A 25,879-nucleotide genomic window follows, 5' to 3' on the forward strand; every position below is an offset into this window, starting at 1 on the left:
GGAATCAGCGGGTCGGAAAGGGTCCGCTGCACCATCCTCCTTTCGCACGGACACTGTAAGACTCTGGCTGACGGTCACTTCTCGTCAACACAGGTATTCCGAAGTGAACGGAGTGTGAAGTGCGGAGAACGGGGTAAAGAGAATGGGGAGGCTGAAGCAGCCCCCCGTTATGCAAATTACGGCAGGCGCGGATAGGCGTCAGCGATGGTGTCGCCGGTAAAATTGGCGATCCAGCCTTCCTGATTGTCGAAAATACGGATTGCGGTAAAGTGCGGCGCGGAACCCATATCAAACCAGTGAGCAGTCCCCTCTGGCACCGAGATCAGATCGTTCTTCTCGCACAGGATCTGATAAATGTGGCCATCCAGATGCAGGCAGAACAGCCCCGCGCCCTCAACGAAGAAGCGAACTTCATCTTCCGCGTGGGTGTGCTCAGACAGGAACTTGGTGCGCAGCACGTCTTTCTGCGGGTTATCCGCACGCATGCTGATCACATCCCAGCTCTGATAGCCTTTTTCCGCCACCAGACGATCGATGGCGTGCTGGTAGGCTTTGATGACCGTTTCAGAATCCGGATTTTCCCCCAGATCGCGGTCGGCTTCCCAGCGCTCAAAGCGCACGCCTTTAGATTTCAGCTTTTCGGCGATTTCCGCCGCATCGGTACTGTGCCAGACCTGGGTGGCCGCATCAGTATCGGTAAAAATAGTCAGTGCACTCATGAATTCAACAGCTCCTGGTTAATCTGATCGAAACCTGAAACCTGACGATGGCTACTCACGGCATCCGCCTCGTCACGTATTAACTGAATGGTATTCCAGCCCGCTTCCCGTGCGGCGTCCAGCTCCTGGTGGATATCGGATAAAAACAGCAGTTCCGCCGCAGGCAGCGCAATTTGCTCCGCGATGTTGCGGTAGGAATTCACTTCGCGCTTGGCACCGACGTGGGTATCAAAGTAACCGCTGAACAGATCAGTGATATCACCCGCATCGCTGTAGCCAAATAACAATTTCTGCGCTGCTACTGAGCCAGATGAATATACATACAGCGCGATGCCCTGCTGCTGCCACCGTTTTAGTGCAGACAGCACATCGGCATACAGATGGCCGGTAAAGCTGCCGTTCAGATAGCCGTCGCGCCAGATCATCCCCTGCAGCGCCTTCAGCGCGGTGGATTTACGATCTTCATCCATAAAGCCGTACAGCACCTCAATCAGCTCCTGCGCCGTGGCATCCGGGCGGTTTACTTCAGCGCGAAGATCGGCCAGTGCCTGGGCCACCGCAGGCTGCTGCTCATTGCCTTTGATAAAGGCGGGCAGGTTTTCACGGGCGTAGGGGAAAAGAACGTTATGAACGAAGCGAATATCGCTGGTGGTGCCTTCAATATCGGTAACAATAGCGCGGATCATTGGCTCTCCAGAACGCGGCGTTGCAGTTCGCACTGGAAAAGGAATTCCAGCCCTTCAAGATGACGGCGTGCCTCATTGACGTCTTTACCCCAGCAGGTCAGCCCGTGTCCGCGCAGCAGAAAACCGTAACGCAGCGGATTCTGTGCGGCAAACAGCTCAATGCGCTTCGCCAGGCCATCGATATCCTGATCGTTATCAAACAGCGCAATTGGCACGCAGTCCAGATGGCTGTGCTGACCCGCCAGCGTTTTCTGCATTTCATAGCCCTGCAGCTCTAAAGCAGCGCCTTTCTCCACGCGCGACAGCACGGTTGAGTTCACGGTATGGGTATGCAGTACTGCACCGGCATCCGGGAACAGGCGATAAATCAGCGTGTGCAGAGCGGTTTCCGCAGAGGGTTTGCGCCCGGAAGGCACCCGATTACTGGCAATCTCTACCTGGATAAAGTCATCACGGGTCAGGCTGCCTTTGTCTTTACCGGATTCACTCAGCAGGCAGAACTCCGCGTCCTGGCGGATGGACATGTTGCCGCCGGTGGCCGGAGCCCAGCCGCGTTCGCCAATCCAGTGACAGGCGCTAACCAGCTGATCCAATTGTGAGGTCTGGGTCATCTCTTTGTTTATTCCTCTGGGACTATTTTATTGCGGGCTCAGTTTTAGCCGTCTAAGCGTCTCGATTGCCAAATAGTATCACCGTGATATATTGGCAGCAACACAGGACACAACATCATAAAACCGCATTCAGCAAGGGTTGTAACCATGAGCCAGACGTCATTCACGCCAGAGAGCAAGCTGCCCGCACTGGGCACTACCATCTTCACACAGATGAGCGCTCTCGCCCAGCAGCACAACGCGATCAATCTATCCCAGGGGTTTCCGGATTTTGACGGCCCGGCCTATTTGCAGGAGCGTCTGGCTTATCATGTCAGTCAGGGCGCAAACCAGTATGCGCCGATGATCGGCGTGGCTCCGCTGCGTGAGGCCATTGCGCAGAAAACCGCTGAGCTGTATGGCTATCAGCCGGATATGAACAGTGAAATCACCGTTACCACCGGCGCCACCGAAGCACTGTACGCGGCGATCACTGCGCTGGTACGTCCGGGTGATGAAGTGATCTGCTTCGACCCAAGCTACGACAGCTACGCCCCGGCGGTGACGCTGGCGGGTGGCGTAATGAAACGTATTGCGCTGCAGCCGCCCGGCTTCCGCGTTGACTGGGCAGCATTCACCGCCCTGCTGTCGCCGCGCACCCGTCTGGTGATCCTCAATACGCCGCATAACCCCTCTGCGACCGTCTGGCAGAAAAGTGATTTCGCCCAGCTGTGGCAGGCGATTGCCGCGCAGGAAATCTACGTTCTGAGCGACGAAGTGTACGAGCACATCTGCTTTGATGAGGCCGGCCATGCCAGCGTGCTGGCGCATCCGCAGCTGCGCGAGCGGGCGATTGCTGTGTCTTCCTTTGGTAAAACCTTTCATATGACCGGCTGGAAAGTCGGCTACTGCGTTGCCCCTGCTGCGCTAAGCGCAGAAGTGCGCAAGGTTCACCAGTATCTGACCTTCTCGGTGAATACCCCCACGCAGCTGGCGCTGGCCGATATGCTCCAGCAGCATCCGGAGCACTACCGCGAGCTGCCGGAATTTTATCGTGCCCGCCGTGACCGCTTTGTTGAGGCGCTCTCCGCCAGCCGCTTCAAGCTGCTGCCCTGCGAAGGCACCTACTTCCTGCTGGCGGATTACAGCGCTATCTCGGATCTCGACGATGTGGCATTCTGCCAGTGGTTAACAAAAGAAGTGGGCGTAGCGGCCATTCCGCTGTCGGTGTTCTGCGCCGATGCCTTCCCTCATAAACTGATCCGCCTGTGCTTCGCCAAACGGGAAGCCACGCTGGACGCTGCTGCGGAGCGACTGTGTCAACTTTAAAAATTAACGTACTCCAGCAACCGCTGGTCTGGATGGATGGCGAAGCCAACCTGCGTTTCTTTGATTCGCTGCTGGACGGCCTGAAAGACCGCGATCTGATCGTGCTGCCGGAAATGTTCACCACCGGTTTTGCGATGGAAGCGGCAAAAAGCTCGCTGCCCGAAAGCGAAGTGATTAGCTGGCTACAGGCGAAAGCCGCCGCGACCCACGCCATGATGGCGGGCAGCGCGGCGATCCAGACGACCAAAGGCGCGGTTAACCGTTTCTTCCTCGTTGAACCGGACGGCACGGTGCACTTCTACGATAAGCGCCATCTGTTCCGCATGGCCGGCGAGCACGAGCACTATCTGGCAGGCAATCGCCGCGAAGTGTTTGAATGGCGCGGCTGGCGCATTCTGCCGCAGGTATGTTACGACCTGCGCTTCCCGGTATTCGCCCGTAACCAGAATGACTACGATTTGGCGCTGTACGTGGCTAACTGGCCAGCCCCGCGCGCCCTGCACTGGCAGGCGCTGCTGCAGGCGCGAGCGATTGAAAATCAGGCTTATATCGCCGGATGCAACCGCGTTGGCACCGACGGTAATGGTCACGGCTACAGCGGTGACAGCCGGATTTTCAGCCCGCTGGGTGAAGTGCTTGCCGCCGGAGAACCACACCAGCCTGCGATCCTTGAAGCGGAGCTGTCGCTGGAAAGCCTGCGCGAGTATCGTGAGAAGTTCCCGGCATGGCGAGATGCGGATTCGTTTAGTTTCTGAGTTAACAAGGCGCTGCTACATGTCCGGTGCCCGGCTTATCGGTGTGGGGCGGGTTCGCAGACCGATTGCCTGTTAACCAAGGTGTTGCTGTCAGGGATAACCAGAGTCTTTCCTCACTGCCATATTATTCTCTGTCAGTAAAAACTTATCTGATGGTTAAAGCCGACGTTTCGCGCAGCAAGACCATTGCCTGGAAGGATGACCGTTACGGGACAGGTTAGCCGAGTGTCTGCCGCAGGGATGCGGCAGCCAAGCCTACAGGGAGGTATTTACGGCGTCTCGGCGTTCTGCCCGTAACGGTCAGCCTGAACACCGAGTTCACAGCAAATTTAGCCTGAGCATCCAATACGAAGCAAAAACGCGCACCCGATGCCCAGCCAAAGCCGCCTTATCCCCCCGCCACCTCATTCACCACCTGCACATACGCCTGAACCGCCTGCGCCACGTCTTCTGTGGTCACCGACTCTGCCGGATGATGGCTGATGCCGCGATCGCAGCGCACGAACAGCATGGCTGACGGCCAGCTCTCGGCCACGGCGATGGCGTCATGCCCGGCACCGCTCGGCAGCGACAGGCTGTGCCCCTGCACCTGAACAACGGCGCGGGTCAGCGCGGCCTGCAGTTCGGCATCGCAGCCGGTGGCCGGAATGCAGTAATACTCTTCGGCGCTGAAGCTGATGCCGCGACGGTGGGCAATCGCCTCGCCTTCGGCCAGCAGATCGGCCAGCAGCGCGGAAAGCGGGCCGTCTTCCGGGCCGCGCACGTCGAGCGACAGCGCCACATCACCGGGGATCACATTCACTGCGCCGGGCTGACACTGCAGCGTGCCGACCGTGGCCACCAGCTGCGGGCCAACCTGCGGCGTACGCTGCTCAATATACAGCATCCATTCGGCGGCGGCGGCCAGTGCATCTTTACGGTGGCTCATCGGTACGGTTCCGGCATGACCGGCCTCGCCGACAAAGCGACAGTTCAGGCGATGCGCGCCGTTAATGGCCGTCACCACGCCCAGCGCCAGCTGTTCCTGTTCCAGGCACGGCCCCTGCTCGATATGCAACTCAAGATAGGCCACGAAGTCTTCGACATCGCGCGCCGACTGCCAGATACGGTCCGCATTCAGCCCGCAGTTTTTCATCGCCTGCGCTACGGTAATGCCGTTGGCATCCGGGTGATCGACCCAGCTTTCCGGCCAGCGGCCGGTCAGGCCGCGACTACCCAGCAGAGTGATACCGAAACGGGTGCCTTCTTCATCGCAGAAACCGATAATCTCAATGGCCAGCGGCAGGCGTTCGCCGCGATCGTGCAGGTACTGCACGGTTTCAATCGCGGTCAGCACACCGAGCATGCCGTCATAACGCCCGGCATTACGTACCGTGTCCAGGTGTGAGCCCAGCAGCAGCGCTTTCGCATCTACCTGCTGGCCCTCATAGCGGCCGCAGATATTGCCGACGCTGTCCTGCCACACTTTCATCCCTGCCGCCGTCATCCACTTGCCGACCATCGCGTTAGCCCGCAGATGTTCCGGCGACAGATAAACGCGGGTCAGTTCGCCCGGCGTTTCGCTGATCGCAGCCAGCGCATCACAGCGGGACATTACGCGCGCCGCCGCCTCAGCAGCAGCGGCCGTCGTCATCAGGCATTCACTCATTAACGGCTCCCGTTATAGTGATCCCGAGCGGACTGCATCGCATTGCCCTGGGTGGTGCGGAATCCAAGGTGATTCAGCACCGATTCGAGCGCGCTCAGCGTCTGCATAACGCAGTCTTTACGTGCGTTGTAGCCCATGGTGCCGATGCGCCACACTTTGCCAATCAGCGGACCAAATGAGGTACCGATCTCAATGCCGAAATCTTCCAGCATCAGCTTGCGCACCTGCTCGCCGTTGACGCCCTGCGGGATCACCACGCCGAGCACGTTGTTCATCTTGTGCTTCAGATCGCCGAAGGTTTCCAGCCCCATTCCCTGAATGCCTTTCAGCAGCGCGTCGCCGTGCAGCTTGTGGCGGGCGATGCCGTTATCCAGCCCTTCTTCCAGAATCAGACGCGCGCATTCGCGGGCACCGAACAGTGCGGAGGTGGCTTCGGTATGGTGGTTCAGGCGTTCCGGCCCCCAGTAATCCATGATCATGCCGAGATCGAAGTAGTTGGAGTAGATCATCTCATCGTCACCGTCCTGATGTGCATCGGTACGGATGCCGGCTTCCACGCATTTACGCTTGCGGATGGCCTCTTCCATCTGCGGACTGAGGGTGATCGGCGACGTGCCGGACGGGCCGCCGAGGCATTTCTGCATCCCGGCAGAGACCGCATCCAGTCCCCATGCATCGGTTTCCAGCGGGTTACCGGCGAAGGAAGCGGTAGCGTCGGTGTAGAACAGTACGCCGTACTTACGGCAGATAGCGCCCAACTCTTCCAGCGGTTGCAGCATGGTGGTGGAGGTATCACCCTGCACGGTCAGCAGCAGGCGCGGTTTCACTTTTTTGATCGCGTCTTCAATCTGGTCCGGGGTGAACACTTTGCCCCACGGTACTTCAATGGTGTGGACTTCCGCGCGGCAGCGGCGAGCGATCTCGCACAGCAGATGGCCGAAACGGCCAAAGACCGGCACCAGCACTTTGTCACCCGGACGAATAGCAGACAGCAGGATAGCTTCGATGCCCGCGCGCGACGTGCCGTCGATCAGCATGGTCCACTGATTTTTGGTGCGGAACACGCCGCGATACAGCGCCATCACTTCGTTCATATACTGGGTCATGGCCGGATCGTACTGCCCGATCAGCTGGCTGGACATGGCACGAAGCACGCGCGGGTCAGCGTTAATCGGCCCCGGCCCCATCAGTAAACGCTGCGGCGGGTTGATCTGGGTAAATGTCGATAAATCCATCTGTCTGTCCTTCAGGGTGAGTTCCGGTGCGTTAGTTCAGGCCCCGCACCGAGGAGATAAATTGTTTAAGCTCAGTGCTCTGCGGATTGGCAAACAGGGTTTCACTGTCGCCCTGCTCCCAAACGCGGCCCTGATGCATAAACACTACGCGGTCGCCCACTTCGCGGGCAAAATTCATTTCATGAGTCACAAGGATCAGCGTCATGCCCTCTTTCGCCAGCTGCTCCAGCACTTTCAGCACTTCGCCAACCAGTTCGGGATCGAGCGCAGAGGTGATCTCATCGCACAGCAACACTTTCGGTGACATCGCCAGCGCGCGGGCAATCGCCACGCGCTGCTGCTGGCCGCCGGACAGGTTCGCAGGATAGTAATCCATGCGATCCCCCAGCCCCACTTTATTGAGCATTTCCGCCGCCAGCGCCCGGCACTCGGCATCGTTCTTTTTCAGCACGCGGCGCGGTGCCAGCATCACGTTTTCCAGCGCGGTCATGTGCGGGAACAGATTAAAGTTCTGGAACACCATGCCGACCGAACGGCTGATTTCACGCGCCTGGGATTCACGATCGGTGATGGTCATCCCGCCCAGTTTAATGCTGCCTTCCTGATAGCCTTCCAGCCCGTTCATGCAGCGCAGCAGGGTACTTTTCCCCGAGCCGCTGCGGCCGATGATGGAGATCACCTGGCCCATTTCGATGTCGAGATCCACGCCTTTCAGTACGTGGTTGTCGCCATAGTATTTCTGCACCTGATTAATGGTGATGAGCGGCATTGAATTTCTTCTCCAGATACTGGCTGTAGCGGGACAGCGGATAACACATCAGGAAGTAGCCCAGCGCCACCAGCCCGAAAACTTTAAACGGTTGATACGTCACATTGTTCAGAATGGTTCCGGCTTTGGTTAGCTCGATAAAGCCGATAATCGACGCCAGCGCTGTGCCTTTCACCACCTGTACCGCAAAGCCCACGGTCGGCGCGATGCCGATGCGCAGCGCCTGCGGCAGAACCACGCGATACAGCGTCTGGCCGAAGCTCAGACCGAGGCAACGACAGGCTTCCCACTGCCCTTTTGGCAGTGCCTGGATGCTGCCGTACCAGATATCAATCAGGAAGGCGCTGGTATAAAATGTCAGCGCCAACGAGGCGGCAGTCCACGGCGAAACGTCAATGCCGAACAGCGCCACGCCGAAGAAGGCCAGAAACAGCTGCATCAGCAGCGGCGTTCCCTGAAACAGTTCGGTCCAGGCGCGGATAAAGCGACACGGCCAGCGGCGGCGAGTCAGGCGAACCATCACCAGCGGCATCGCCACCAGCGTACCGCCAAAGAATGCCGTCAGCGACAGCAGGAGGGTCCAGCGTGCCGCGAGCAGCAGATTGCGCAGGATGTCCCAGTCGGTAAAGGTTGTCATTACGGCTGCTCCCCGAACCATTTACGCCCGGCGGCCAGCAGCAGCTGACGCATGGCAATCGACAGCGCCAGATACATCAGCGTGGTCACCAGATACACTTCAAAACTCAAAAACGTCCGCGACTGGATCAGGTTGGCGGCAAAGGTCAGCTCTTCATAAGAGACCTGCGACACCACCGAGGAGCCAAGCATCACGATAATGCACTGGCTCACCAGTGCCGGATAAATGCGCTTCATCGACGGCGGCAGCACCACGCGGATAAACGTCTGAGTACGGGTTAAGCCCAGCACCCGCCCGGCCTCCCACTGCCCTTTCGGCGTCACCTGGATACCGGCGCGGATAATTTCCGTGCTGTAGGCACCGAGGTTAATCAACATCGCCAGCAGCGCCGCCTCTCCGGCTGTGAGTTTCAGGCCCAGATTGGGCAGGCCGAAAACGATAAAAAATAGCTGAACCACAAACGGCGTATTGCGGATCAGTTCGACATAAACGCCCCAGCAGCGGCTGAGTAGTGAGAGTTTACCGCTTCGCAGCGCAGCCCCCAGAATACCCAGCCCCACGCCCCCAACGGTAGCCATCACCGTTAGCTGGATAGTCACCCACAGGCCGGAAATCAGTTCCGGCCAGTAGGGCCACAGCGCGGGAAAATTCAGTTGCCCGATCATCAGTCAGCCCCGATTAACCCAGGTCAGCGGGTAATGGCGCTTTCAGCCATTCTTGCGATAGTTTGTTCAGCGTGTCGTCCTTCAGCGCCTGGCCGATAAGCTCATCCACTTTGGCCTTCAGCGCTGGTTCATTCTTTTTCATGCCGATAAAGCACGGCGAATCTTTCAGCATAAACTTCGCCACCGGCGCTTTGTCCGCGTTCTGGCGGGCAATAGCCGCCACGACCAGGTTACCGGTCGCCACATACTGCACCTGACCAGACAGATAGGCCGACAGCGTAGTGTTGTTATCTTCGTAGCGTTTCACTTCCGCCTCTTTCGGTGCCACGCTGGTCAGTACCATATCCTCAACGGCACCGCGGGTGACGCCGATGGATTTACCGCTCAACTCCGCCGCGTCTTTCAGGGTACCGTCTTTCGGACCAAACACGCCGAGGAAGAACGGGGCATAGGCGCGGCTGAAGTCGATCACTTTTTCGCGCTCCGGATTTTTACCCAGGCTGGAAATTACCAGATCCACTTTATCCGTCTGCAAATAAGGCACGCGGTTGGCGCTGGTGACCGGCACCAGCTGCAACTTAAGTTTCATTTGCTTTGCCAGATACTTCGCCATATCGATGTCATAGCCCTGCGGCTGTAAGTCGGTACCTACCGAACCAAACGGCGGGAAATCCTGCGGTACGGCAATGCGGATAACACCACGTTTTTCAATATCTTGTAGTTGGTCCGCCAGCGCCGAAGCGGTAGACGTCAGCAGTAACGCGCCAGCCAGTAATGCGAATAAGCCTTTTTTCATTCTCACTTCCCCGATTAATACATCATGAAACGAAAGATTCTTAAAGAATTTATTTGCAACTAATGTGCCATCGGGGATTTTAGCGTTGATTTTTCTTACTGAAATCGGGGGTGCATCGGCACAACCCGGATAAAACCTTTTTAAAATCAGAATAAAAGATAGAAACCCCATAAATGAAAGCGGGTTATTCCAATGAAAAAAATCGGAAAAGGCAGATCGAAGCGCGATAAAAGCGCAATAAAAAGGGGCACCGCCTCATGCCCCATAACTATGCAAAGCACCAAATTAGTGCCCCATCAACGTTGTTCCAACTCGTCCAGCTCGCCGTAAAGATCGGCAATCTGATGGATACGCTGACGCCCGTTGCTGAGTAACTCATGCAAGACGGCATTCGACAGCAGGTTGACCAGGCTGTTGGCCGCCGAGTAGCTGTCAAAGGCTGATACGCTATCCAGCGGCGCACACAGCTGCCAGCGCGCCAGCGCGATGGACGTCTGCGCCTGAGGTTCGCACATCACCAGCGTAGGAATATGGCGCTGCTGCAGCTGCTGTAACAGCGGCCGGATAATGCGCGGGCGGCGGCGAAACGCCATTACGATCACCATATCCTCCGGGGTGATGTCGATTAGCTCTTCGGAAAAAGTTTGCCCCGGCTGCGGCAGCAGCTGCACCCGGCTCCGGACCTGAAGCAGCTGCTGGCGGAAGTGCAGTGCGACCGGATAAGAGTTACGTAAGCCAATAATAAAAATCCGCTGGCTCTCACACAATGCCTGCACGACCTGGCCGAAATGCGTGCTGTCGAGGGTGTTAACCCACTGCGTAAGGTTAGCCATTTCCTGCTTGTAGTGGCGTGCTAACAGGGTATTGCCCTGAACCGCATCCCGCACGTCCGTCAGCGGCATGCCGCTCTGGCGCAGGGTACGCAGCTCGTTGCGCATATCTTTATAGGTGTCATAGCCCAGACGCTTAAATAAGCGGCTTACCGTGGCCTTCGACACCCCGCTCAGCCGCGCCAGTTCCGCGCTGTTGTAACCGATCAGGTCGTCATAATGATCAAAGACGAAATCCGCAATGCGCTGCTCCTGCGGCGAGAGTTGCGCATAATGGCCACGCAGGCGTTCATCAAGCTGCTTCATGTCTATGCATCCTGTAACTTTTGTTTCATTCCACCGATCATATACAAATAACGTGCCTGTCTGTAGCCGGAAAAAAATGCGTCCGCTCGCGCCCTGCCAACGCCCCATTTTCCCGGAACGCCCCGCCTGTGTCTGATTGTTATACAAAAACTGGAATGACTCTTGCTTTAGTCACACTCAGTTCGAGCAATAACGAGAATAATATGAATCAGAGCAATATGGCACCGCAGGGGATGGCAGTGACCCCACATCATCTGGCCAGCGAGAGCGCACTGGGAATTTTACGGGCGGGAGGCAACGCCATTGAAGCCATGGTCGCTGCCGCGGCCACCGTTGCAGTGGTCTATCCCCATATGAACGGGCTGGGCGGCGACGGTTTCTGGCTGATTGTTCCACCGGGCGACGAGCCGGTGGCCATTGACGCCAGCGGCGCGGCAGGGTCCCTGGCCGATCTCGACTTTTACGCGGGCGACAGCCATATCCCGCATCGCGGCCCAAAATCGGCACTGACCGTGGCGGGGACGGTTAGCGGCTGGTCCGAGGCGCTGGCGATTTCCGCCGAGTACGGCGGCGAGCCGCTGCCGCTGGTTCGCCTGTTAAATGATGCGATCCGCTATGCGGCGGACGGCATTCCGATCGCCGCTTCCCAGGCGGAAGCCACCGCCAGCAAATACGCTGAACTGGCCGATCAGCCCGGTTTTGCCGCCGCGTTTTTACCAGGTAATGAGATCCCGAAAGCCGGCAGCCGCTTTGTGCAGCCGGATCTTGCCGCTACGCTGATCCAGCTGGTTGAAGAGGGGCTGGAGAGCTTCTATCGCGGCCCGCTGGCACAGCGGCTGGCCGCAGAAATGTCGCAGCTCGGTATGCCGATTACGCTGGAGGATCTTAACCGTCAGCAGGCAAAACGCCGTACGCCGCTACGCATCCGCCACCAGTCTGGCGATATCTACAATATGACGCCGCCTACCCAGGGACTGGTATCGCTGGCCATTCTGGGCATCACCGATCATCTGGCGATGGAAGATGCGGATGAAGCGCAAACCATCCACCGCATCGTCGAAGCCACCAAGCTGGCTTTCGGACTGCGCGACAGCCATATCACCGACCCGCGCTTCATGCGCGAAGAGATGCAGTCGCTGCTGACATCCGATCGCCTGAAGCAGCTTGCCGATCGGATCGATCTGGATCAGGCCGCGCCGTGGGGCAACGGCAAAGGCCCGGGCGATACCGTCTGGATGGGCGTGATGGACAGCAGCGGACTGTCGGTATCCTTTATCCAGAGTATTTATCACGAGTTTGGCAGCGGCGTGGTACTGCCGGGCACCGGCATCACCTGGCAGAATCGCGGGGCGTCGTTCAGCCTGGATGCCGATCACCTGCTGGCGCTGGCTCCCGGGAAACAGCCGTTCCACACCCTCAATCCGGCAGCCGCACGGCTGAACGATGGCCGTACGCTGGTTTACGGTTCAATGGGCGGTGACGGCCAGCCGCAGACCCAGGCCGCCATTTTCACCCGTCATGTCGTTCAGGGAATGCCGCTGCAACAGGCGCTAAGTGCGCCGCGCTGGCTGCTGGGCCGCACCTGGGGACAGCTGTCCGATTCCCTGAAGCTGGAAGGACGTTTTAGCGCGGAAACCATCAACGCGCTGCGTGCGCTTGGACATGAGGTCGAGCTGCTGCCCGATTTCAGCGAAGCAGTTGGCCACGCGGGCGCAATCATTCGCCATACCAACGGCATGCTGGAAGGAGCCTTCGATCCCCGCAGCAACGGTAGCGCCGCCGGTTTTTAGCAGGAGAAGAACATGACGCCAACTCAGCCCGACTGGGCAACGTATATCTTACAGATGGAACAGATTCTCGGTATGGATCTGGACGAAGCACGCCGCGCCGAGCTGCTGGTGCAGTTCACCCGCATTGCCGCCATGGCTGCGCCGCTAATGGCCTTCCCGCTGGATGATCGGCTGGAAGTGGCGGGAGTGTATAAAGCATGAATCTGACCGCTCTCTCCATCAGTGAAGTCCGCCAGGCGCTGGCAACGGGCGATCTGAGCGCCGTTGATATCGCCAGCCGGGCGCTTGCGGCGATAGAACAACACAACCCGGCGATTAATGCCTGGACCGGCATGACGCGAGATCGCATGCTGCAGGAAGCTCAGTGTCTCGATCGCCTGCAGCGTGACGGCCAGCCCCTTCCCGCGCTGGCCGCCGTGCCCTATGCGGTTAAAAACCTGTTTGATGTGGCCGGTCACACCACGCTGGCCGGAGCCAGCCTGTTCAGCGATCGCCCCGTTGCCAGGGAGGATGCCTGGGCGGTGCGGCAGCTGACCGCCAGCGGGGCGATGCTGTCAGGGATGCTTAACATGGATGCCTACGCCTACGGTTTCACCACCGAAAACACTCACTATGGCGCAACGCGAAACCCGCATGACACTTCGCGTATTGCCGGAGGATCGTCCGGCGGTTCCGCGGCCGCCGTGGCTGCCGGGCTGGTTCATTTCACACTCGGCACCGATACCAACGGTTCCATTCGCGTTCCGGCCTCGCTGTGCGGAATTTTCGGGCTGAAACCCACCTTTGGCCGCCTGTCGCGCAGCGGCAGTCATCCCTTTGTTGCCAGTCTCGATCATATCGGCCTGCTGGCCCGCCGGGTAAGCGATCTGGCAGAAGTTTATGATGTCCTGCAGGGTCACGATCATAGTGATGCATTTCAGGCGACGGAAGCCCCTGCCGCCACCGTTTCACAGCTGGATCGCGGGATTGACGGCCTGCGCTTCGGCGTGCTGGGCGGATATTTTCAGCAGTGGTGCGATGAGCACGCACGCACCGCCGTAGCCACCGCGGCAAAGGCGCTGGAAGCCATTGATGAGTTTTTACTGCCGGAGGCAGAACTGGCGCGAGCATCGGCCTTTATTCTGACGGCAGCCGAGGGCGGAAATCACTATCTGCCTGCGCTGAGACAGTCACCGGAGCGTTTTGAACCCGCATCCCGCGAGCGGCTGCTGGCCGGCGCCATGCTGCCTTCAGCATGGTACGTTCAGGCCCAGCGTTTTCGCCGCCACTGCCAGCAGCGGTCGCTGACGCTGTTCAACGATGTTGATGTGTTAATCGCTCCCGCCACGCCGACCTGCGCCACGCTGATTGGCCAGCCGACCATGCGCATTAATGGCAACGACTTGCCAACCCGCGCGAGTATGGGCATGCTGGCCCAGCCGATCTCATTTCTCGGACTGCCGGTCGCTACCGTTCCGTTACGAGCGACGAGTGGGTTACCGATTGGCCTGCAGCTGATCGCGGCACCGTTTAACGAACAAGCCTGTCTGCGAGCCGCCAGGGCACTGGAGCAGATGGGTATTGCGCAGGCGATGCCTGCAAACATGGAAGATAAAAAATGAAAAGTGAACATATCGATCGCCCGGCGATCCACGCTGAAGTGACTGCGGCTTTTTACCGCTACGAGGAAGCCTTAATCAGCAACGATACTGTCGTTCTGGATGAGCTGTTCTGGCACGACGATCGCACCGTACGTCTGGGAGCCGGTGAGAATCTGTATGGCATTGACGCTATCCGCGAATTCCGCGCATCACGCTCGCCCGTCGGACTGAACCGCCAGCTGCAAAATACGGTGATATCCACCTTCGGGGAGGATTTTGCCGTTTGCAGCACCGAATTTACCCGCGAGGGCAGCGATAAAATCGGCCGTCAGCAGCAAACCTGGGTGAAACTTCCCTGCGGCTGGCGGATTGTTGCTGCGCAGGTCAGTTTAATTCCCTGAATGATGTTCTTCCGATAGCGCAAAAAAACGGATGGGTTTCCCCATCCGTTTTTGATCAGAGCTGCGGAGCCGGATGCGTTTTTATCCAGTGATCGGCGATCTGCTGGCGGGTACAAATCCAGACGTTATCGTACTGCTGGATATGGTCCAGGAAGCGCTGCAGCGCGCGGAAGCGACCCGGGCGGCCGAGCAGGCGGCAGTGCATACCGATGGAAAGCATTTTTGGCGAGGTTTCACCCTCTTCATACAGCACATCGAAGCTGTCGCGCAGGTAGGTGTAGAACTGCTCTGCGGTGTTAAACCCCTGCGGCGTTGCAAAGCGCATGTCGTTGGTTTCAAGGGTGTAGGGAATAATCAGATGCGGTTTAACGGTACCGTCCTGGCAGGTAACCTGGGTCCAGAACGGCAGATCGTCACCGTAATAGTCGCTGTCGTAGGTGAGCCCGCCCTGCTCCACCACCAGCCGACGGGTATTCGGGCTGTCGCGCCCGGTGTACCAGCCCGTTGGCGTTTTGCCAAACAGATCGGTGAGCGTATCCAGCGCCTGCTGCATATGTTGGCGCTCGGTTTTCGCATCTATTCCCTGATAGTGGACCCAGCGCCAGCCGTGGCTGACAACGTCGTAACCTGCGTTTTTGATCGCCTCGACAATTTCCGGGTGGCGAGCCAGCGCCATCGCCACGCCAAATACCGTCAGCGGCAGATTGCGCTTCTGGAACTCGTTGTGGATGCGCCAGAATCCGGCACGAGAGCCGTATTCATAGAGCGAATCCATCGACATATGCCGCTCGGGATAACTTGCCGCGCCAATGATATCGGACAGAAACTGCTCTGAGCCCGCATCACCGTGCAGGACGTTGTTTTCCGCACCCTCTTCATAGTTGAGTACGAACTGCACGGCGATCCGTGCTTTACCCGGCCAGGCGACGTGAGGAGGATTCCCTGCGTAGCCGATCAGGTCACGCGGGTAGTTTTTGTTAAAGCTGTACTCTTTCTTTTCCGGACTATCGCTCATCAAAACATCCTTAGTATCGGACAGATCGTTGCCTTAGTTTAGGCGTTCAAACTGACCTGAAAGTTTTTTTCGAATCGGGTAATCCAGATCGCCATGCTTACTGGTATTCAACCCCAGAGCCAGCAGCGACTCCACCATTTTGACCGCCGCGCCCACGCCATCAATCACCGGCATACCGAGTTCGTGTGTCAGTTCACGCGCCAGATCGGCCATGCCGCCGCAGCCGAGCACAATGGCCCCGTTGTCGTCTTCACGGATGGCTTGTATACAACGCTGGCGCACTTTTTCCTGCGCGATACCGCCACCGCGCTGGTGGTGTCTTACTTCTCCGGCCCGCAGCTGAACTTCGGTGACTTTGCGCGCTACGGTAAAAGCATGGATGAAATCCGCCGCGGGAACCGCTGGGGCCTGCCATTTAACTTCCTGCTGTTCTCGATTGTAACCGTGGTAATTGTTTCCGGTACACAGTCGCTGTTTGGCCGCATGATTACCGATCCGATTGAAACCGTCAGCATGGTGGGAAATGACCTGGCGGTGGCAATCGGCCTGTTAACGATGATTACCGCCACTATCGGCATTAATATTGTGGCCAACTTCGTTTCTCCGGCCTTCGACTTCTCGAACTGTTCGCCGCAGAAGATCAGCTTCCGTACCGGCGGGATGATTGCTGCCGTGGGTTCCGTGCTGTTAACGCCGTGGAACCTGTTCCAGTCACCGGAGCTGATTCACTATACGCTGGACGTGCTGGGCGCATTTATCGGGCCGCTGTTCGGTATCCTGCTTGCCGACTTCTATCTGCTGAAGCGTAGCAAAATCTCCGTTGACGACCTGTTTGACGACACGCCGAAAGGAAAGTACTGGTACAAAGGCGGCTTCAACCCAAAAGCGATTGCCGCGCTGCTGCCATCGGTGGGCATTGGCCTGGTGATCAGCTTTATCCCTTCGCTGCACGCGGTGGCTAACTTCAGCTGGTTTATCGGCGTGGCGCTGGGAGCCGGGGCCTACCGCTGGATTGCACGTGATGAAATGGCCCAGGCCCGGACGGGCGCTGATTATCGTGCAGACGTGGTGATGCAGAAAGAGCAATAACGAAAAATAATAAGCTCAGCTCAGGCGAATATACCCGCCAGCTAAGTTTTGAAGAAGGCCGTAACGGATAACGTTGCGGCTTTTTTTCGCCGGAATGTTTTTTGAGGGAAGCAAGAACGAAAAAGGCCGATTCTTTCGAATCGGCCTTTCTCTGTATACTTGGCGGAACGGACGGGGCTCGAACCCGCGACCCCCTGCGTGACAGGCAGGTATTCTAACCAACTGAACTACCGCTCCGCGCTTTGTTCCCCGTCGGGAACGAATCGGATATTACGGATCGACAAAACGTTCGTCAACGCTTTTTATTCAGAATAATTTCAACTGTTCTTTTTTTGTGCTCGAAGCGGTTTTATTGCGCATTTTTAGTGACTTACTGCACATTTTCCTGCTGTGAACGCCACAGGCAGCTGCCGCCCTTCTTCTGTACCAAATCCAGACGTTTTTCATGTTCAGCCAGTTCTTGCTCGCTGGCACGCAGCACGCGCAGACCTGATGAAGGCCGCGCAATACGATGAATGATATCACCGCTGCTTTGTTCTTCCTTTTCTCCTTCCATTGAAAACGACAGCGAGGTCTGGCCGCCGGTCATGATCAGGAAGACTTCTGCCAGAATTTCGGAGTCGAGCAGTGCGCCGTGCAGCGTTCGTTTACTGTTATCTATTTCATAACGCGAGCAAAGGGCATCAAGGCTGTTACGTTTGCCGGGAAACATCCGGCGCGCCATCGCCAGGCTGTCGGTTATCTGGCAGAAGGTTTCCGTTTTCGGGATATTGCGCTTGAGCTTGCCAAACTCATAGTCCATGAAGCCGATATCGAACGACGCGTTGTGAATGACCAGCTCCGCACCGTCGATATAGGCGAGGAAGTCATCGGCAATGTCGGCAAAGGTGGGTTTATCGGCAAGAAATTCATCGGCGATACCGTGAACGCCAAACGCTTCCGGGTCCACCAGCCGATCGGGCTTCAGATAAACGTGGAAGTTATTGCCGGTCAGGCGGCGGTTAATCACCTCGACGGCACCAATTTCAATGATGCAGTGACCTTCATAGTGGGTACCAATCATGTTCATACCGGTGGTTTCGGTATCAAGTACGATCTGGCGTGTGGTATTTACTGTGCTCATAGGACCCGTTTATGTCAGACTTGGCGTTTTTCTACAGGGAGTCTACCAGAGATGCTTAAGCAGGTAGAAATTTTCACCGACGGTTCGTGCCTCGGCAACCCAGGCCCCGGTGGATACGGCGCGATTCTGCGCTACGGCGAGCATGAGAAGGAATTCAGCGCCGGATACCATCTGACCACCAACAACCGCATGGAGATGATGGCGGCGATTGTCGCGCTTGAGGCCCTGAAGCAGCCCTGCTCCGTCGTCTTGAGTACCGACAGCCAGTATGTGCGCCAGGGGATTACCAGTTGGATACACAACTGGAAAAAGCGCGGCTGGAAAACGGCGGATAAAAAACCGGTTAAAAATGTCGATCTCTGGCAGCGCCTCGACAGCGCACTTAGCCTGCATGACATCGACTGGAAGTGGGTAAAAGGCCATGCGGGGCACGCTGAAAACGAGCGCTGCGATGAACTGGCCCGCAACGCTGCCGGTAATCCTACGTTTGATGACGTTGGTTATCAGTCGGGTTCCTGAGGGGAACGCGGGTAAAACTGCCGTGTAGCGCCCACCGTTTGTAGCTTCGGCTTGCTGGTACTCTTTTTCATCGGATTGATAATCAACGGGAAGGTACGCTTACGTGCCACGATAAGATTCAGGCAGCCAAGCGCTGGCAGATGCGTGCTAATGACCTTCCCACCCTGCCGGCTCCAGGGTAATACCTGAAAACCACTGCGCTGCACCACTTCGTAATTCAGCAGGCTCAGCCAGTCCAGCAGCCGCATCTGAGTAAACATGCGGCTGTTCCAGGGGATCATACGGTGAACGCCCGGGATCAGCTTGCCGACACCCAGCATACTGAACAGGTTGAAGCCGCTTATTAACATCCAGCCATCATCAATTAATACCCGATCGACTTCGCGCAGGATGCGATGCGGATCGCTACTCCAGGCAAGCGTATGGGCCAGCAGACAGGCATCCACCGACTTCGATTCAAACGGCAGGCTGAGCGGATCGGCCTTGACCTGCAGCAGATCGCCTTTCAGTCCCACATTTACCTGATGAGAGATGGCACAGGCTTCCGTATCAATTTCTGCGCTGAGATTGCCCAACTTGAGCAAATGAAAACCATACAGTTTGGCCAGACTGGGGCGCAGATGATGGGCCAGCGCATCACGATAAAACTCCCCGCAGGGAATTTGCGACCATGAGTCAGGCACGTGGCGGATTTGGCGTGTTTTAGCAGGCTTCATGCTTTACCATCTTCTATCCATTATGAGTATATACCAGTCTGACTAGCGTTGCCGCAGGACACCTGGCGCGACGTCACTGATGAAAAGTATAAAGAGGTGAATATGAATCTTACCAGTATTCCGGCACTTCAGGATAACTACATCTGGATGTTAAATGACACCGCAGGGCGCTGTCTGATCGTCGATCCGGGGGAAGCAGCGCCGGTTTTGCGTACACTGTCCCAAAATCAGTGGCAGCCGGTCGCGATTTTACTCACCCATCACCATCACGATCATGTGGGGGGCGTGGCTGAAATCCTGGACCAGTATCCCAATATTACGGTGTACGGTCCGCAGGAAACACAGGGTAAAGGCGCCACTGAAATTGTCGGCGAAGGCGAAAAAATCAAAATTCTTGGCCTGGAATTCAATATTTATGCTACGCCTGGTCACACTTTGGGACATATCTCATATTTCAGTTCCCCTTATCTTTTTTGTGGAGACACGCTGTTTTCCGGCGGTTGCGGAAGATTATTCGAGGGAACACCGCAACAAATGTTCGAATCCTTTCAAAAGCTTAATTCACTTCCAGCCAATACACTAGTTTGTTGCGCGCATGAGTACACATTATCGAATTTAACTTTTGCACACGCGATTTATCCGCAACATAAGGAAATAGAGCGCTACCTGCATAAAATTAAGGAGTTACGCTCAAAAAACCACATAACTTTACCGACAAAACTGGAACTTGAGCGAAAAATTAATGTTTTTTTAATGACGCAAGATACTGAATTACAAAATCTAATTGGTTTAGAAACAACTATGCAACATGAGTGGCAGGTATTTGCTGCCTTACGTGCTAAGAAAGACCACTTTTAATATTTTAGGTTGTCATGAGTGGGACGAGCACGTATGATTGCTCGTCTTTTAATCGAACTATTGACACACACATGAAGGCTAAAGCGATAATTCTCGCCTCGGTCTTGCTGGTGGGGTGCCAGGCATCAAAGCATGATGCCAACATTCCTGAACAGCATGCACAGAGTTTGTCTTCGGCAGGTCAAGGTGAAAATGGACAGTACTCAGATTCAATGTTGTCCCCTCGATGGCAGGACGATGGAACCGGCCTCGCGCAGGGTCAGGATCTGTGGAATTTCATTAGCGACGAGCTGAAGATGAAGGTTCCGGATAATTACCGGATACGCGAACAAAAACAGAAGTACCTGAAGAACAAGAGCTATCTCCACGATGTAACATTACGGGCAGAGCCGTATATGTACTGGATAGTCGAGCAGATTAAGCAACGCAAAATGCCGATGGAACTGGTACTACTACCCATAGTGGAGAGCGCTTTTGACCCCTACGCAACATCATCTGCGAATGCCGCTGGCATCTGGCAGATTGTACCGCAAACGGGGCGAAACTACGGCTTGAAACAGAATCAATGGTATGACGGGCGACGTGATATTGTTGCTTCGACAAAAGTTGCTCTGGATATGATGCAGCGCCTTAACGGCATGTTTGACGGTGACTGGTTACTAACGGTAGCTGCCTATAACAGTGGTGAAGGCCGCGTGTTGAAAGCGATGAAGGCGAATAAAGCTAAAGGGCGGCCAACGGATTTCTGGTCACTGGTGCTTCCACGTGAGACGACGGTTTATGTGCCAAAAATGCTGGCTCTGGGGCAATTGCTCAAGGACAGCAAGCGCTATGGTATTCGTCTGCCAACGACAAACGAAACCCGCGCACTGGCACGTGTTGAAGTGGGTCAGCAGATTGAACTGACGCAGGCCGCCGATATGGCTGGCATGTCGCTGAGCAAGCTGAAGAGTTTTAACACGGGATACAAACGTGGTACAACGGCACCAAATGGTCCTCACTACATTATGGTTCCGAAGTCCAACGTTGCACAGCTGCGTAATTCACTGGCAGAAGGTGATATTGCCGCAGTTCAGCCAACGTCGCTGGCGAAGAACAGCGTCTCTCCGGCCACCTACAAGGTGCGCAATGGTGATACGTTGTCCGCTATCGCCAAGCGCCTGAGTATTCCGGTGAAGACCCTGCAGCGCGCTAACAATCTGCGTACTGCCAGCATTAAACCCGGCCAGATATTAAATCTGAGAACTGGCAGCAGTACGCGACTGGCAAATAACGGCGACAGCATCACCTACCAGGTTCGTAAGGGTGATTCTCTGGCCAGTATTGCTAAGCGTCACGGTGTGAATATCAAGGATGTGGTGCGCTGGAACAGCGTTGCCAACAATGCCAAAAATCTTCAACCGGGCGACAAGCTGACGTTGTTTGTAAATAACAGCGCAACGCCAGATAGCTAATCTGTTGAAATACCAGTTAAAAAGCCAATCTTCGGATTGGCTTTTTTGTTTTCTCTTTTCTCAATTTCATCTTCTTCGCTATTCAATTTGTGATCCCGCTTGCGCTTCCTCTGCAGTGACTGTGATGAAGATCGGGTTATCGCGCGATCTTTCTTGTATGGTAGTACACCTGAAATCTAATGTTATATTAGTGTTTAATTTTTGATCTAAACACGCAAAAAAATAACAACACCAGGCATCTCCGCTCTGCCAGTGCAATGGCAGAACGGCACCGATAACCTAGATTTCAAAGGCACAGGATATGACTCTCCCCTCTTCAGAAATGGCCCAGCGGGCCAAAAGCAGAACTGCACCGACGCTTGCTTATCAATACCCTGCCAGACGCGGCTTAATGCGTTTTATTCCCCGAGCGCACCCTATTTATTGGTGGATGCCGGTGATCACCACGCTCGCCATTTTGATGAACTCTATCGACCGCATTATTTTGCCCACGCTGCTACCGGCGATCATGACCTCGTTTAACCTCACCGAGGTACAGGCCGCTGGCTCAACTCGCTCAGCTTTGTCGGGACCTTAACAGGCGCCATCCTGTTCGGTTTGTTTTCTGACTGGGTCGGGACCGGGCATAAGCGCTGCTACAGCTGGTGCGTGGCGGTGCTGGTTGAAGTGGTTTCCGGTGCGGCTACCGCGTTTTGTAAAACACCTGGCATGTTTCAGGTACTGCGCGTAGCGATGGGGATGGGCACCGGCGGCTCCGAACCGATTAACCTCGCCCTGCTCGGTGAATGGTGGCAGAAGGAAAACCGTGGGTTCGCGATTGGCGTTCACCATACCGGTTTTCCCCTCGGTCAGTTTATCGGGCCGGTGCTGATTGCTGCTATTCTGGCGTTGCGACCTCGTGTGAAGCGTTCCTGTTTATTCCCATGATTGGACTGGTGATTTTAGTCGCTCAGCTGCTGCTGGGAACGAAGAAAAATCACGTTAAGGTCAATAAATGGATTGTTGAAAACGGCCTTACGCCGCCGGTGACCCTATCTCTGCAGCAGACCGTTGAGCAGTCGTCCATCTGGGCCAATGTTTTGTCCTGCCTGAAGAACCGTAACTGCCAGTTAGCGATACTGCTGATCTTCGGTTTCACCTTGGCAGAGATGGGTATTGCTAACTTTCTGACGCTGCAGTTAACCCGTGAAGTGGGCCTTGATCTTTCTACGACAGCCATTATCTCCGGGGTCTCCGGCCTCACCGGGTGGATTGGTCAGATCGTTTGAGGAAGTTTCTCTGATGTCAAAGGGCGCAAACGCTAACTGACGGTCATCATCACGGGCTGAATACTCGCCGCAGCACTTTGCGTGTTCATCCACTCAGCCGCGCTGGCATGGGCCATTCTGCTCTTCTGGGGGCTGTTCCGTAACTCCCCTTTCCCGGTAGCCTGTGCACTGTTAATCGACTCTTCCCCACGTGCCACCGCGTCAAGTATAGGTCTGATGATCGGGCTGGCGGTGGGTATCGCCGGTATTCTGGTTGCCCCGGTCAGTGGCTGGATCATTCACAGCTACGGCTTTACCACGCACTATCTGGTAATTGCGGCCGTTCTGGTCATTTCCTGTATTCCACTCTGGTTAATTAAAGAAACCGTTAACGTTAAAAAGGCCTGATATGAGCACTGAACTGGTCAATCTGCTGAGCCGCCACCGTTTGATTGAGCTTAATCATCCCTATGAAGAATTCATGCCGGTATGGCCGACTCACGGCAAGTTTTTCTGCCATCGTTCAGAAGACTATGTCGCAGGGGACGGCAACTATAACTGCCAGCTCAGCCTTGGCGATCACTGTGGCACCCACGTTGATGCGCCGATTCACTTTATTGCCGAAGGGAAAACTATCGACAGTATTGATGTCCGCCAGCTCACGGGACGGGGGCGCTGCCTGGATATGTCCCACATCGAGAAAAACAGCGTCATCAGCCTCGAACAGATTCAGCAGTGGGAAGAGAAACACGGCGGGATAACGGCGGGCGATATCGTTATTTTTCGCACCGGCTATGATAAAAAATGGCAGCCCCGCCCCCATCATCAGGCCTTCCTGCAGGACTGGCCAGGGCTATCGGGGGAGGGAACACGCTATCTGATTGATAAAGGGGTCACCGTGTTTGGTACCGATGCAATGTCGCTGGACAACTTCAGCAGCGAGGGGCATCCCGCGCATCATGCCGTGCCTGGCTCAGATTGCCTGATTGTCGAAAATCTGGCAAATCTGCACAACCTGCCCGCATCGTTTACCTTATCGCTTTACCACTGAGGATTAAAGGCGCGTCGGCCTCACCGGTACGGGCGATTGCCCTGGTGGAGCCGTAATCATACTCAGGGCCTGCTGACCTCAATAAAAATGATGTCCGTGGTAAAGCTGCCGTCGGGTTGCAGCACATAGTATCGCTGAACGTCGTAGGGTGCAGAATGCTGGTAGGCACGAATCGCCTGCACCATGACCTGTGGCGTTCGCATGCGCTCAACCCAGCTGGTAAACTCCAGCTCCAGGCGGTCATGTGAAATCGCCTCGATGGCCAGCCCTGACTCGGTAAACAGCGTCAGCCACTCACCGGGGGAATAGTCCCGGACGTGCGAGGTATCGCGCAGGGCTTCAACGGTTTGCAACCAGATATCCAGCACCGGATTTCCCGGCGAATTTACGTCCATAAAGATGGCTTTGCCGCCTGGTTTCAGTACGCGGCGAACTTCACGCAGCGCGCTGCCGACATCGTGCCAGTGGTGAGCCGAATAACGGCTGATGACGATATCAAATTCCTCGTTGGCAAACGGCAGCTTTTCCGCATAGCCTTGCCGCGTAGTCAGATGGTGATATCCACGCTCCTTTGCCGTCTGTGCCACCACCGTCAGCATTTTTTCGGAGAGATCGTAAGCCACTACGTCTTTAACGTACTGCGCGGCAACAAAGCTGGCATGCCCGGCACCACAGCCTAAATCGAGCACCCGCGCATCAGATGCAGCATAAAAACGCTCACTCAGCTTAACCAGATCGCGACCGCTGGCATGAACTGCGCTGGTCAGATAGGCAGTTGCCTGCTCGCCAAACTGTTTATCGACGTGATCGTGATGCCGGGCCATAAAAATCCTTTATTTTCAGAACGTATTCGCGGGGTGCGAGTGGAATTCAACCAGTAGTGGATTGTGATCGGAAGCCGTAGTAACCAGCACCGAGGCTTTGGCAACGCCCATGCCGCGGTAGAAAACGAAATCAAGCGGGCGCCCAAACGCTTTACGCCGATGATCGTCAGTAAAGCGCACCTCACGCAGGCCCATTTCCCGGGAAAAACGATACAGGGCATTGATGCGCTGGCGGCTCCAGGCATTAAAGTCTCCGGCCATGATCACCGGTCCCTGATGGTTGATAATTTGCTCACCGATCGGCCCCAGCTGCTTGCTGTAGACATCAATACCAATGCTGAAATTCACCGCGTGAATATTCACGACCATCAGCATCTGACTGTCCGGCAGCGGATAGGCGGTCACCAGAGCGGACTTGGACAGCCGCAGCAGCGGTTCTCGTTCACGTAGCGGGCAGCAGTAAACGGGATGAGCGGATGCCAGCGTCATCACGCCTGAAGGATGCTGTGGCAGCACAAAAGCGGGGACCTGATCCGCCGCAAGATAATTACTTGTGGCAAAACGTACCAGTTCAGGGGTGGTTTGCGCTTCCTGTAAAAGTACCAGATGTGCGTCTTTACCGAAGTTTTGCAGCACCGACAGCCATTCAGCCCGCTGCTGCTTGAAGATATTCCAGACCAGAACTTTTAACGAAGTTTCCGTGGTGAGCGGTGCGCCTGGCGGTAATGCCTGTCCGACATGAAACATCGACCCCGGCGGAAAAATACGTTCCGCTGGCTGCCCTGCTACATATCTCATAGCATAAGTCTTTTTTCGCACGTTATTGCCTGCTCTGTTACAACGATGGATGCTTTCCATTTTCCAGTTATAGGGGCTTTACCGTGCAGTTTCAATCACCGTGCTGTAATTCCATGGCCTTCTGCGTAAGTAAATGCAAACACAATCGGTTTGTAGCAAAGCAAAAAAGCCCTGAGCGTTAGCTCAGGGCTTTTTTTATTTAAGTGGCGGAACGGACGGGGCTCGAACCCGCGACCCCCTGCGTGACAGGCAGGTATTCTAACCAACTGAACTACCGCTCCACCGATTCTGTACTGATATCAGAAACTGTCTGATTTCAGGTGTTTCGCCTTTACCTTGTCAGGGGTAAAGTCTCGATCCGTTAAGGATCTTTATTTGATGCCTGGCAGTTCCCTACTCTCGCATGGGGAGACCCCACACTACCATCGGCGCTACGGCGTTTCACTTCT

At 55.9% G+C, this 25,879-nt stretch carries 29 protein-coding genes, 2 tRNA genes and 2 pseudogenes; 15 read left to right on the forward strand and 18 right to left on the reverse strand.

Annotation, left to right across the window (positions count from 1 at the left end; translation table 11 throughout):
* Positions 1-176: 176 nt before the first annotated feature.
* Genes AC07U6_RS17280 through AC07U6_RS17290 form a run of 3 tightly spaced genes read right to left on the reverse strand, consistent with a single transcriptional unit; the run spans position 177 to position 2,016 of the window.
* Positions 177-719: a 1,2-dihydroxy-3-keto-5-methylthiopentene dioxygenase gene (locus AC07U6_RS17280; RefSeq protein ID WP_494761682.1), complete on the reverse strand. Its 543-nt coding sequence runs from the start codon at positions 717-719 to the stop codon at positions 177-179.
* Complete coding sequence (gene mtnC, locus AC07U6_RS17285) at positions 716-1,405, reverse strand: acireductone synthase (RefSeq protein WP_494761681.1); 690 nt, start codon at positions 1,403-1,405, stop codon at positions 716-718. The genes AC07U6_RS17280 and mtnC overlap by 4 nt, the downstream gene beginning before the upstream one ends.
* Positions 1,402-2,016, reverse strand: a complete 615-nt coding sequence (locus AC07U6_RS17290; protein ID WP_494761680.1) for a methylthioribulose 1-phosphate dehydratase — start codon at positions 2,014-2,016, stop codon at positions 1,402-1,404. Before AC07U6_RS17290 ends, mtnC begins: the two co-directional genes overlap by 4 nt.
* A gap of 147 nt (positions 2,017-2,163) precedes the next feature.
* Between AC07U6_RS17290 and AC07U6_RS17295 the strand changes: the two genes are divergently transcribed.
* Both AC07U6_RS17295 and AC07U6_RS17300 read left to right on the forward strand, forming a co-directional pair.
* A complete protein-coding gene (locus tag AC07U6_RS17295) occupies positions 2,164-3,324 on the forward strand; it encodes a pyridoxal phosphate-dependent aminotransferase (RefSeq protein WP_494761679.1) in 1,161 nt (386 codons plus the stop codon).
* A complete protein-coding gene (locus AC07U6_RS17300) occupies positions 3,312-4,079 on the forward strand; it encodes an amidohydrolase (RefSeq protein WP_494761678.1) in 768 nt (255 codons plus the stop codon). The genes AC07U6_RS17295 and AC07U6_RS17300 overlap by 13 nt, the downstream gene beginning before the upstream one ends.
* Before the next feature lie 388 nt (positions 4,080-4,467).
* Here AC07U6_RS17300 and hpxK read toward each other — a convergent pair whose 3' ends face one another.
* The 7 genes from hpxK to AC07U6_RS17335 form a co-directional block, all read right to left on the reverse strand.
* On the reverse strand, positions 4,468-5,727 hold the full coding sequence (gene hpxK / locus AC07U6_RS17305; RefSeq protein ID WP_494761677.1) for an allantoate amidohydrolase: 1,260 nt from the start codon (positions 5,725-5,727) through the stop codon (positions 4,468-4,470).
* Complete coding sequence (locus AC07U6_RS17310) at positions 5,727-6,962, reverse strand: pyridoxal-phosphate-dependent aminotransferase family protein (RefSeq protein WP_494761676.1); 1,236 nt, start codon at positions 6,960-6,962, stop codon at positions 5,727-5,729. The genes hpxK and AC07U6_RS17310 overlap by 1 nt, the downstream gene beginning before the upstream one ends.
* Before the next feature lie 31 nt (positions 6,963-6,993).
* Positions 6,994-7,731, reverse strand: coding sequence for an amino acid ABC transporter ATP-binding protein (locus AC07U6_RS17315; RefSeq protein ID WP_494761675.1), 738 nt, complete (start codon positions 7,729-7,731; stop codon positions 6,994-6,996).
* Positions 7,712-8,368: an amino acid ABC transporter permease gene (locus tag AC07U6_RS17320; protein WP_494761674.1), complete on the reverse strand. Its 657-nt coding sequence runs from the start codon at positions 8,366-8,368 to the stop codon at positions 7,712-7,714. The genes AC07U6_RS17315 and AC07U6_RS17320 overlap by 20 nt, the downstream gene beginning before the upstream one ends.
* A complete protein-coding gene (locus tag AC07U6_RS17325; protein WP_494761673.1) occupies positions 8,368-9,033 on the reverse strand; it encodes an amino acid ABC transporter permease in 666 nt (221 codons plus the stop codon). Before AC07U6_RS17325 ends, AC07U6_RS17320 begins: the two co-directional genes overlap by 1 nt.
* A gap of 13 nt (positions 9,034-9,046) precedes the next feature.
* Positions 9,047-9,829 (reverse strand): transporter substrate-binding domain-containing protein, encoded by a 783-nt coding sequence (locus AC07U6_RS17330; protein ID WP_105590682.1) that lies wholly within the window; start codon positions 9,827-9,829, stop codon positions 9,047-9,049.
* Positions 9,830-10,125: 296 nt separating this feature from the next.
* Entirely contained in the window at positions 10,126-10,965 is an 840-nt protein-coding gene (locus AC07U6_RS17335; RefSeq protein ID WP_105590681.1) for a MurR/RpiR family transcriptional regulator, read from the reverse strand.
* Between the two features lie 203 nt (positions 10,966-11,168).
* Between AC07U6_RS17335 and AC07U6_RS17340 the strand changes: the two genes are divergently transcribed.
* From AC07U6_RS17340 to hpxZ, 4 genes are read left to right on the forward strand one after another with little or no spacing between them, the layout of a single operon-like run.
* On the forward strand, positions 11,169-12,755 hold the full coding sequence (locus AC07U6_RS17340) for a gamma-glutamyltransferase family protein (protein WP_494761672.1): 1,587 nt from the start codon (positions 11,169-11,171) through the stop codon (positions 12,753-12,755).
* Between the two features lie 12 nt (positions 12,756-12,767).
* Positions 12,768-12,956 (forward strand): oxalurate catabolism protein HpxX, encoded by a 189-nt coding sequence (hpxX, locus tag AC07U6_RS17345; RefSeq protein WP_200547613.1) that lies wholly within the window; start codon positions 12,768-12,770, stop codon positions 12,954-12,956.
* The gene (locus AC07U6_RS17350; RefSeq protein ID WP_494761671.1) at positions 12,953-14,356 is read left to right on the forward strand and encodes an AtzE family amidohydrolase; all 1,404 of its coding nucleotides are present in this window, start codon (positions 12,953-12,955) and stop codon (positions 14,354-14,356) included. Before hpxX ends, AC07U6_RS17350 begins: the two co-directional genes overlap by 4 nt.
* Positions 14,353-14,736 (forward strand): oxalurate catabolism protein HpxZ, encoded by a 384-nt coding sequence (hpxZ, locus tag AC07U6_RS17355; protein WP_105590677.1) that lies wholly within the window; start codon positions 14,353-14,355, stop codon positions 14,734-14,736. Before AC07U6_RS17350 ends, hpxZ begins: the two co-directional genes overlap by 4 nt.
* 55 nt (positions 14,737-14,791) lie before the next feature.
* Here hpxZ and puuE read toward each other — a convergent pair whose 3' ends face one another.
* Together puuE and AC07U6_RS17365 are read right to left on the reverse strand one after the other, a co-directional pair.
* Positions 14,792-15,751 (reverse strand): allantoinase PuuE, encoded by a 960-nt coding sequence (gene puuE, locus AC07U6_RS17360; protein WP_494761670.1) that lies wholly within the window; start codon positions 15,749-15,751, stop codon positions 14,792-14,794.
* 33 nt (positions 15,752-15,784) lie between these two features.
* Positions 15,785-16,057: pseudogene (locus AC07U6_RS17365) on the reverse strand (aspartate/glutamate racemase family protein); the annotation flags it as partial.
* Between AC07U6_RS17365 and AC07U6_RS17370 the strand changes: the two are divergent.
* A pseudogene (locus tag AC07U6_RS17370) lies at positions 16,049-16,840 on the forward strand (cytosine permease); the annotation flags it as partial. The pseudogenes AC07U6_RS17365 and AC07U6_RS17370 overlap by 9 nt on opposite strands.
* 160 nt (positions 16,841-17,000) lie before the next feature.
* On the opposite strand, the gene AC07U6_RS17375 reads toward AC07U6_RS17370, so the two are convergent.
* Both AC07U6_RS17375 and dnaQ read right to left on the reverse strand, forming a co-directional pair.
* A tRNA-Asp gene (locus tag AC07U6_RS17375) sits at positions 17,001-17,077 on the reverse strand.
* Between the two features lie 133 nt (positions 17,078-17,210).
* Positions 17,211-17,963 (reverse strand): DNA polymerase III subunit epsilon, encoded by a 753-nt coding sequence (gene dnaQ / locus AC07U6_RS17380; RefSeq protein ID WP_494761669.1) that lies wholly within the window; start codon positions 17,961-17,963, stop codon positions 17,211-17,213.
* Positions 17,964-18,014: 51 nt separating this feature from the next.
* On the opposite strand from dnaQ, the gene rnhA reads away from it, so the two are divergent.
* A complete protein-coding gene (rnhA, locus tag AC07U6_RS17385; RefSeq protein ID WP_494761668.1) occupies positions 18,015-18,482 on the forward strand; it encodes a ribonuclease HI in 468 nt (155 codons plus the stop codon).
* On the opposite strand, the gene AC07U6_RS17390 is transcribed toward rnhA, so the two are convergent.
* Positions 18,467-19,198, reverse strand: a complete 732-nt coding sequence (locus tag AC07U6_RS17390; protein WP_494761667.1) for a class I SAM-dependent methyltransferase — start codon at positions 19,196-19,198, stop codon at positions 18,467-18,469. The two genes, rnhA and AC07U6_RS17390, sit on opposite strands and share 16 nt — an antisense overlap.
* A gap of 102 nt (positions 19,199-19,300) precedes the next feature.
* Between AC07U6_RS17390 and gloB the strand changes: the two genes are divergently transcribed.
* The 7 genes from gloB (at position 19,301) to AC07U6_RS17425 (ending at position 23,808) form a co-directional block, all read left to right on the forward strand.
* Complete coding sequence (gene gloB, locus AC07U6_RS17395) at positions 19,301-20,056, forward strand: hydroxyacylglutathione hydrolase (RefSeq protein ID WP_494761666.1); 756 nt, start codon at positions 19,301-19,303, stop codon at positions 20,054-20,056.
* 71 nt (positions 20,057-20,127) lie between these two features.
* Positions 20,128-21,510, forward strand: a complete 1,383-nt coding sequence (gene mltD, locus AC07U6_RS17400; RefSeq protein WP_494761665.1) for a murein transglycosylase D — start codon at positions 20,128-20,130, stop codon at positions 21,508-21,510.
* 301 nt (positions 21,511-21,811) lie between these two features.
* Positions 21,812-22,087 carry a hypothetical protein gene (locus AC07U6_RS17405; protein WP_494761664.1) on the forward strand — a complete coding sequence of 92 codons (276 nt, stop codon included), beginning with the start codon at positions 21,812-21,814 and terminating at the stop codon, positions 22,085-22,087.
* 20 nt (positions 22,088-22,107) lie between these two features.
* Positions 22,108-22,437: an MFS transporter gene (locus AC07U6_RS17410; RefSeq protein ID WP_494761663.1), complete on the forward strand. Its 330-nt coding sequence runs from the start codon at positions 22,108-22,110 to the stop codon at positions 22,435-22,437.
* Positions 22,438-22,445: 8 nt separating this feature from the next.
* Positions 22,446-22,778 (forward strand): hypothetical protein, encoded by a 333-nt coding sequence (locus AC07U6_RS17415; protein ID WP_494761662.1) that lies wholly within the window; start codon positions 22,446-22,448, stop codon positions 22,776-22,778.
* An 81-nt stretch (positions 22,779-22,859) separates the two neighbouring features.
* Positions 22,860-23,165 carry a hypothetical protein gene (locus tag AC07U6_RS17420; RefSeq protein WP_494761661.1) on the forward strand — a complete coding sequence of 102 codons (306 nt, stop codon included), beginning with the start codon at positions 22,860-22,862 and terminating at the stop codon, positions 23,163-23,165.
* A gap of 1 nt (position 23,166) precedes the next feature.
* The gene (locus AC07U6_RS17425; RefSeq protein WP_494761660.1) at positions 23,167-23,808 is read left to right on the forward strand and encodes a cyclase family protein; all 642 of its coding nucleotides are present in this window, start codon (positions 23,167-23,169) and stop codon (positions 23,806-23,808) included.
* Between the two features lie 62 nt (positions 23,809-23,870).
* Here the strand turns inward: AC07U6_RS17425 and AC07U6_RS17430 are convergent, their stop codons facing one another.
* From AC07U6_RS17430 to AC07U6_RS17440, 3 genes are all read right to left on the reverse strand, one after another.
* Positions 23,871-24,632: a class I SAM-dependent methyltransferase gene (locus tag AC07U6_RS17430; RefSeq protein WP_494761659.1), complete on the reverse strand. Its 762-nt coding sequence runs from the start codon at positions 24,630-24,632 to the stop codon at positions 23,871-23,873.
* A 15-nt stretch (positions 24,633-24,647) separates the two neighbouring features.
* Positions 24,648-25,451, reverse strand: a complete 804-nt coding sequence (locus AC07U6_RS17435) for an endonuclease/exonuclease/phosphatase family protein (RefSeq protein ID WP_494761658.1) — start codon at positions 25,449-25,451, stop codon at positions 24,648-24,650.
* 183 nt (positions 25,452-25,634) lie between these two features.
* Positions 25,635-25,711, reverse strand: a tRNA-Asp gene (locus AC07U6_RS17440).
* Positions 25,712-25,879 lie beyond the last annotated feature (168 nt).

The sequence above is a fragment of the Erwinia sp. GW821-FHT03D09 genome (assembly GCF_059420805.1).

Bases quoted from the DNA above. Each gene is read 5' to 3' on its own strand.
- AC07U6_RS17280 (WP_494761682.1), bottom strand. From the start codon at position 719: ATGAGTGCACTGACTATTTTTACCGATACTGATGCGGCCACCCAGGTC.
- mtnC (WP_494761681.1), bottom strand. From the start codon at position 1,405: ATGATCCGCGCTATTGTTACCGATATTGAAGGCACCACCAGCGATATT.
- AC07U6_RS17290 (WP_494761680.1), bottom strand. From the start codon at position 2,016: ATGACCCAGACCTCACAATTGGATCAGCTGGTTAGCGCCTGTCACTGG.
- AC07U6_RS17295 (WP_494761679.1), top strand. From the start codon at position 2,164: ATGAGCCAGACGTCATTCACGCCAGAGAGCAAGCTGCCCGCACTGGGC.
- hpxK (WP_494761677.1), bottom strand. From the start codon at position 5,727: ATGAGTGAATGCCTGATGACGACGGCCGCTGCTGCTGAGGCGGCGGCG.
- AC07U6_RS17310 (WP_494761676.1), bottom strand. From the start codon at position 6,962: ATGGATTTATCGACATTTACCCAGATCAACCCGCCGCAGCGTTTACTG.
- AC07U6_RS17315 (WP_494761675.1), bottom strand. From the start codon at position 7,731: ATGCCGCTCATCACCATTAATCAGGTGCAGAAATACTATGGCGACAAC.
- AC07U6_RS17320 (WP_494761674.1), bottom strand. From the start codon at position 8,368: ATGACAACCTTTACCGACTGGGACATCCTGCGCAATCTGCTGCTCGCG.
- AC07U6_RS17325 (WP_494761673.1), bottom strand. From the start codon at position 9,033: ATGATCGGGCAACTGAATTTTCCCGCGCTGTGGCCCTACTGGCCGGAA.
- AC07U6_RS17330 (WP_105590682.1), bottom strand. From the start codon at position 9,829: ATGAAAAAAGGCTTATTCGCATTACTGGCTGGCGCGTTACTGCTGACG.
- AC07U6_RS17335 (WP_105590681.1), bottom strand. From the start codon at position 10,965: ATGAAGCAGCTTGATGAACGCCTGCGTGGCCATTATGCGCAACTCTCG.
- AC07U6_RS17340 (WP_494761672.1), top strand. From the start codon at position 11,169: ATGAATCAGAGCAATATGGCACCGCAGGGGATGGCAGTGACCCCACAT.
- hpxX (WP_200547613.1), top strand. From the start codon at position 12,768: ATGACGCCAACTCAGCCCGACTGGGCAACGTATATCTTACAGATGGAA.
- AC07U6_RS17350 (WP_494761671.1), top strand. From the start codon at position 12,953: ATGAATCTGACCGCTCTCTCCATCAGTGAAGTCCGCCAGGCGCTGGCA.
- hpxZ (WP_105590677.1), top strand. From the start codon at position 14,353: ATGAAAAGTGAACATATCGATCGCCCGGCGATCCACGCTGAAGTGACT.
- puuE (WP_494761670.1), bottom strand. From the start codon at position 15,751: ATGAGCGATAGTCCGGAAAAGAAAGAGTACAGCTTTAACAAAAACTAC.
- dnaQ (WP_494761669.1), bottom strand. From the start codon at position 17,963: ATGAGCACAGTAAATACCACACGCCAGATCGTACTTGATACCGAAACC.
- rnhA (WP_494761668.1), top strand. From the start codon at position 18,015: ATGCTTAAGCAGGTAGAAATTTTCACCGACGGTTCGTGCCTCGGCAAC.
- AC07U6_RS17390 (WP_494761667.1), bottom strand. From the start codon at position 19,198: ATGAAGCCTGCTAAAACACGCCAAATCCGCCACGTGCCTGACTCATGG.
- gloB (WP_494761666.1), top strand. From the start codon at position 19,301: ATGAATCTTACCAGTATTCCGGCACTTCAGGATAACTACATCTGGATG.
- mltD (WP_494761665.1), top strand. From the start codon at position 20,128: ATGAAGGCTAAAGCGATAATTCTCGCCTCGGTCTTGCTGGTGGGGTGC.
- AC07U6_RS17405 (WP_494761664.1), top strand. From the start codon at position 21,812: ATGACTCTCCCCTCTTCAGAAATGGCCCAGCGGGCCAAAAGCAGAACT.
- AC07U6_RS17425 (WP_494761660.1), top strand. From the start codon at position 23,167: ATGAGCACTGAACTGGTCAATCTGCTGAGCCGCCACCGTTTGATTGAG.
- AC07U6_RS17430 (WP_494761659.1), bottom strand. From the start codon at position 24,632: ATGGCCCGGCATCACGATCACGTCGATAAACAGTTTGGCGAGCAGGCA.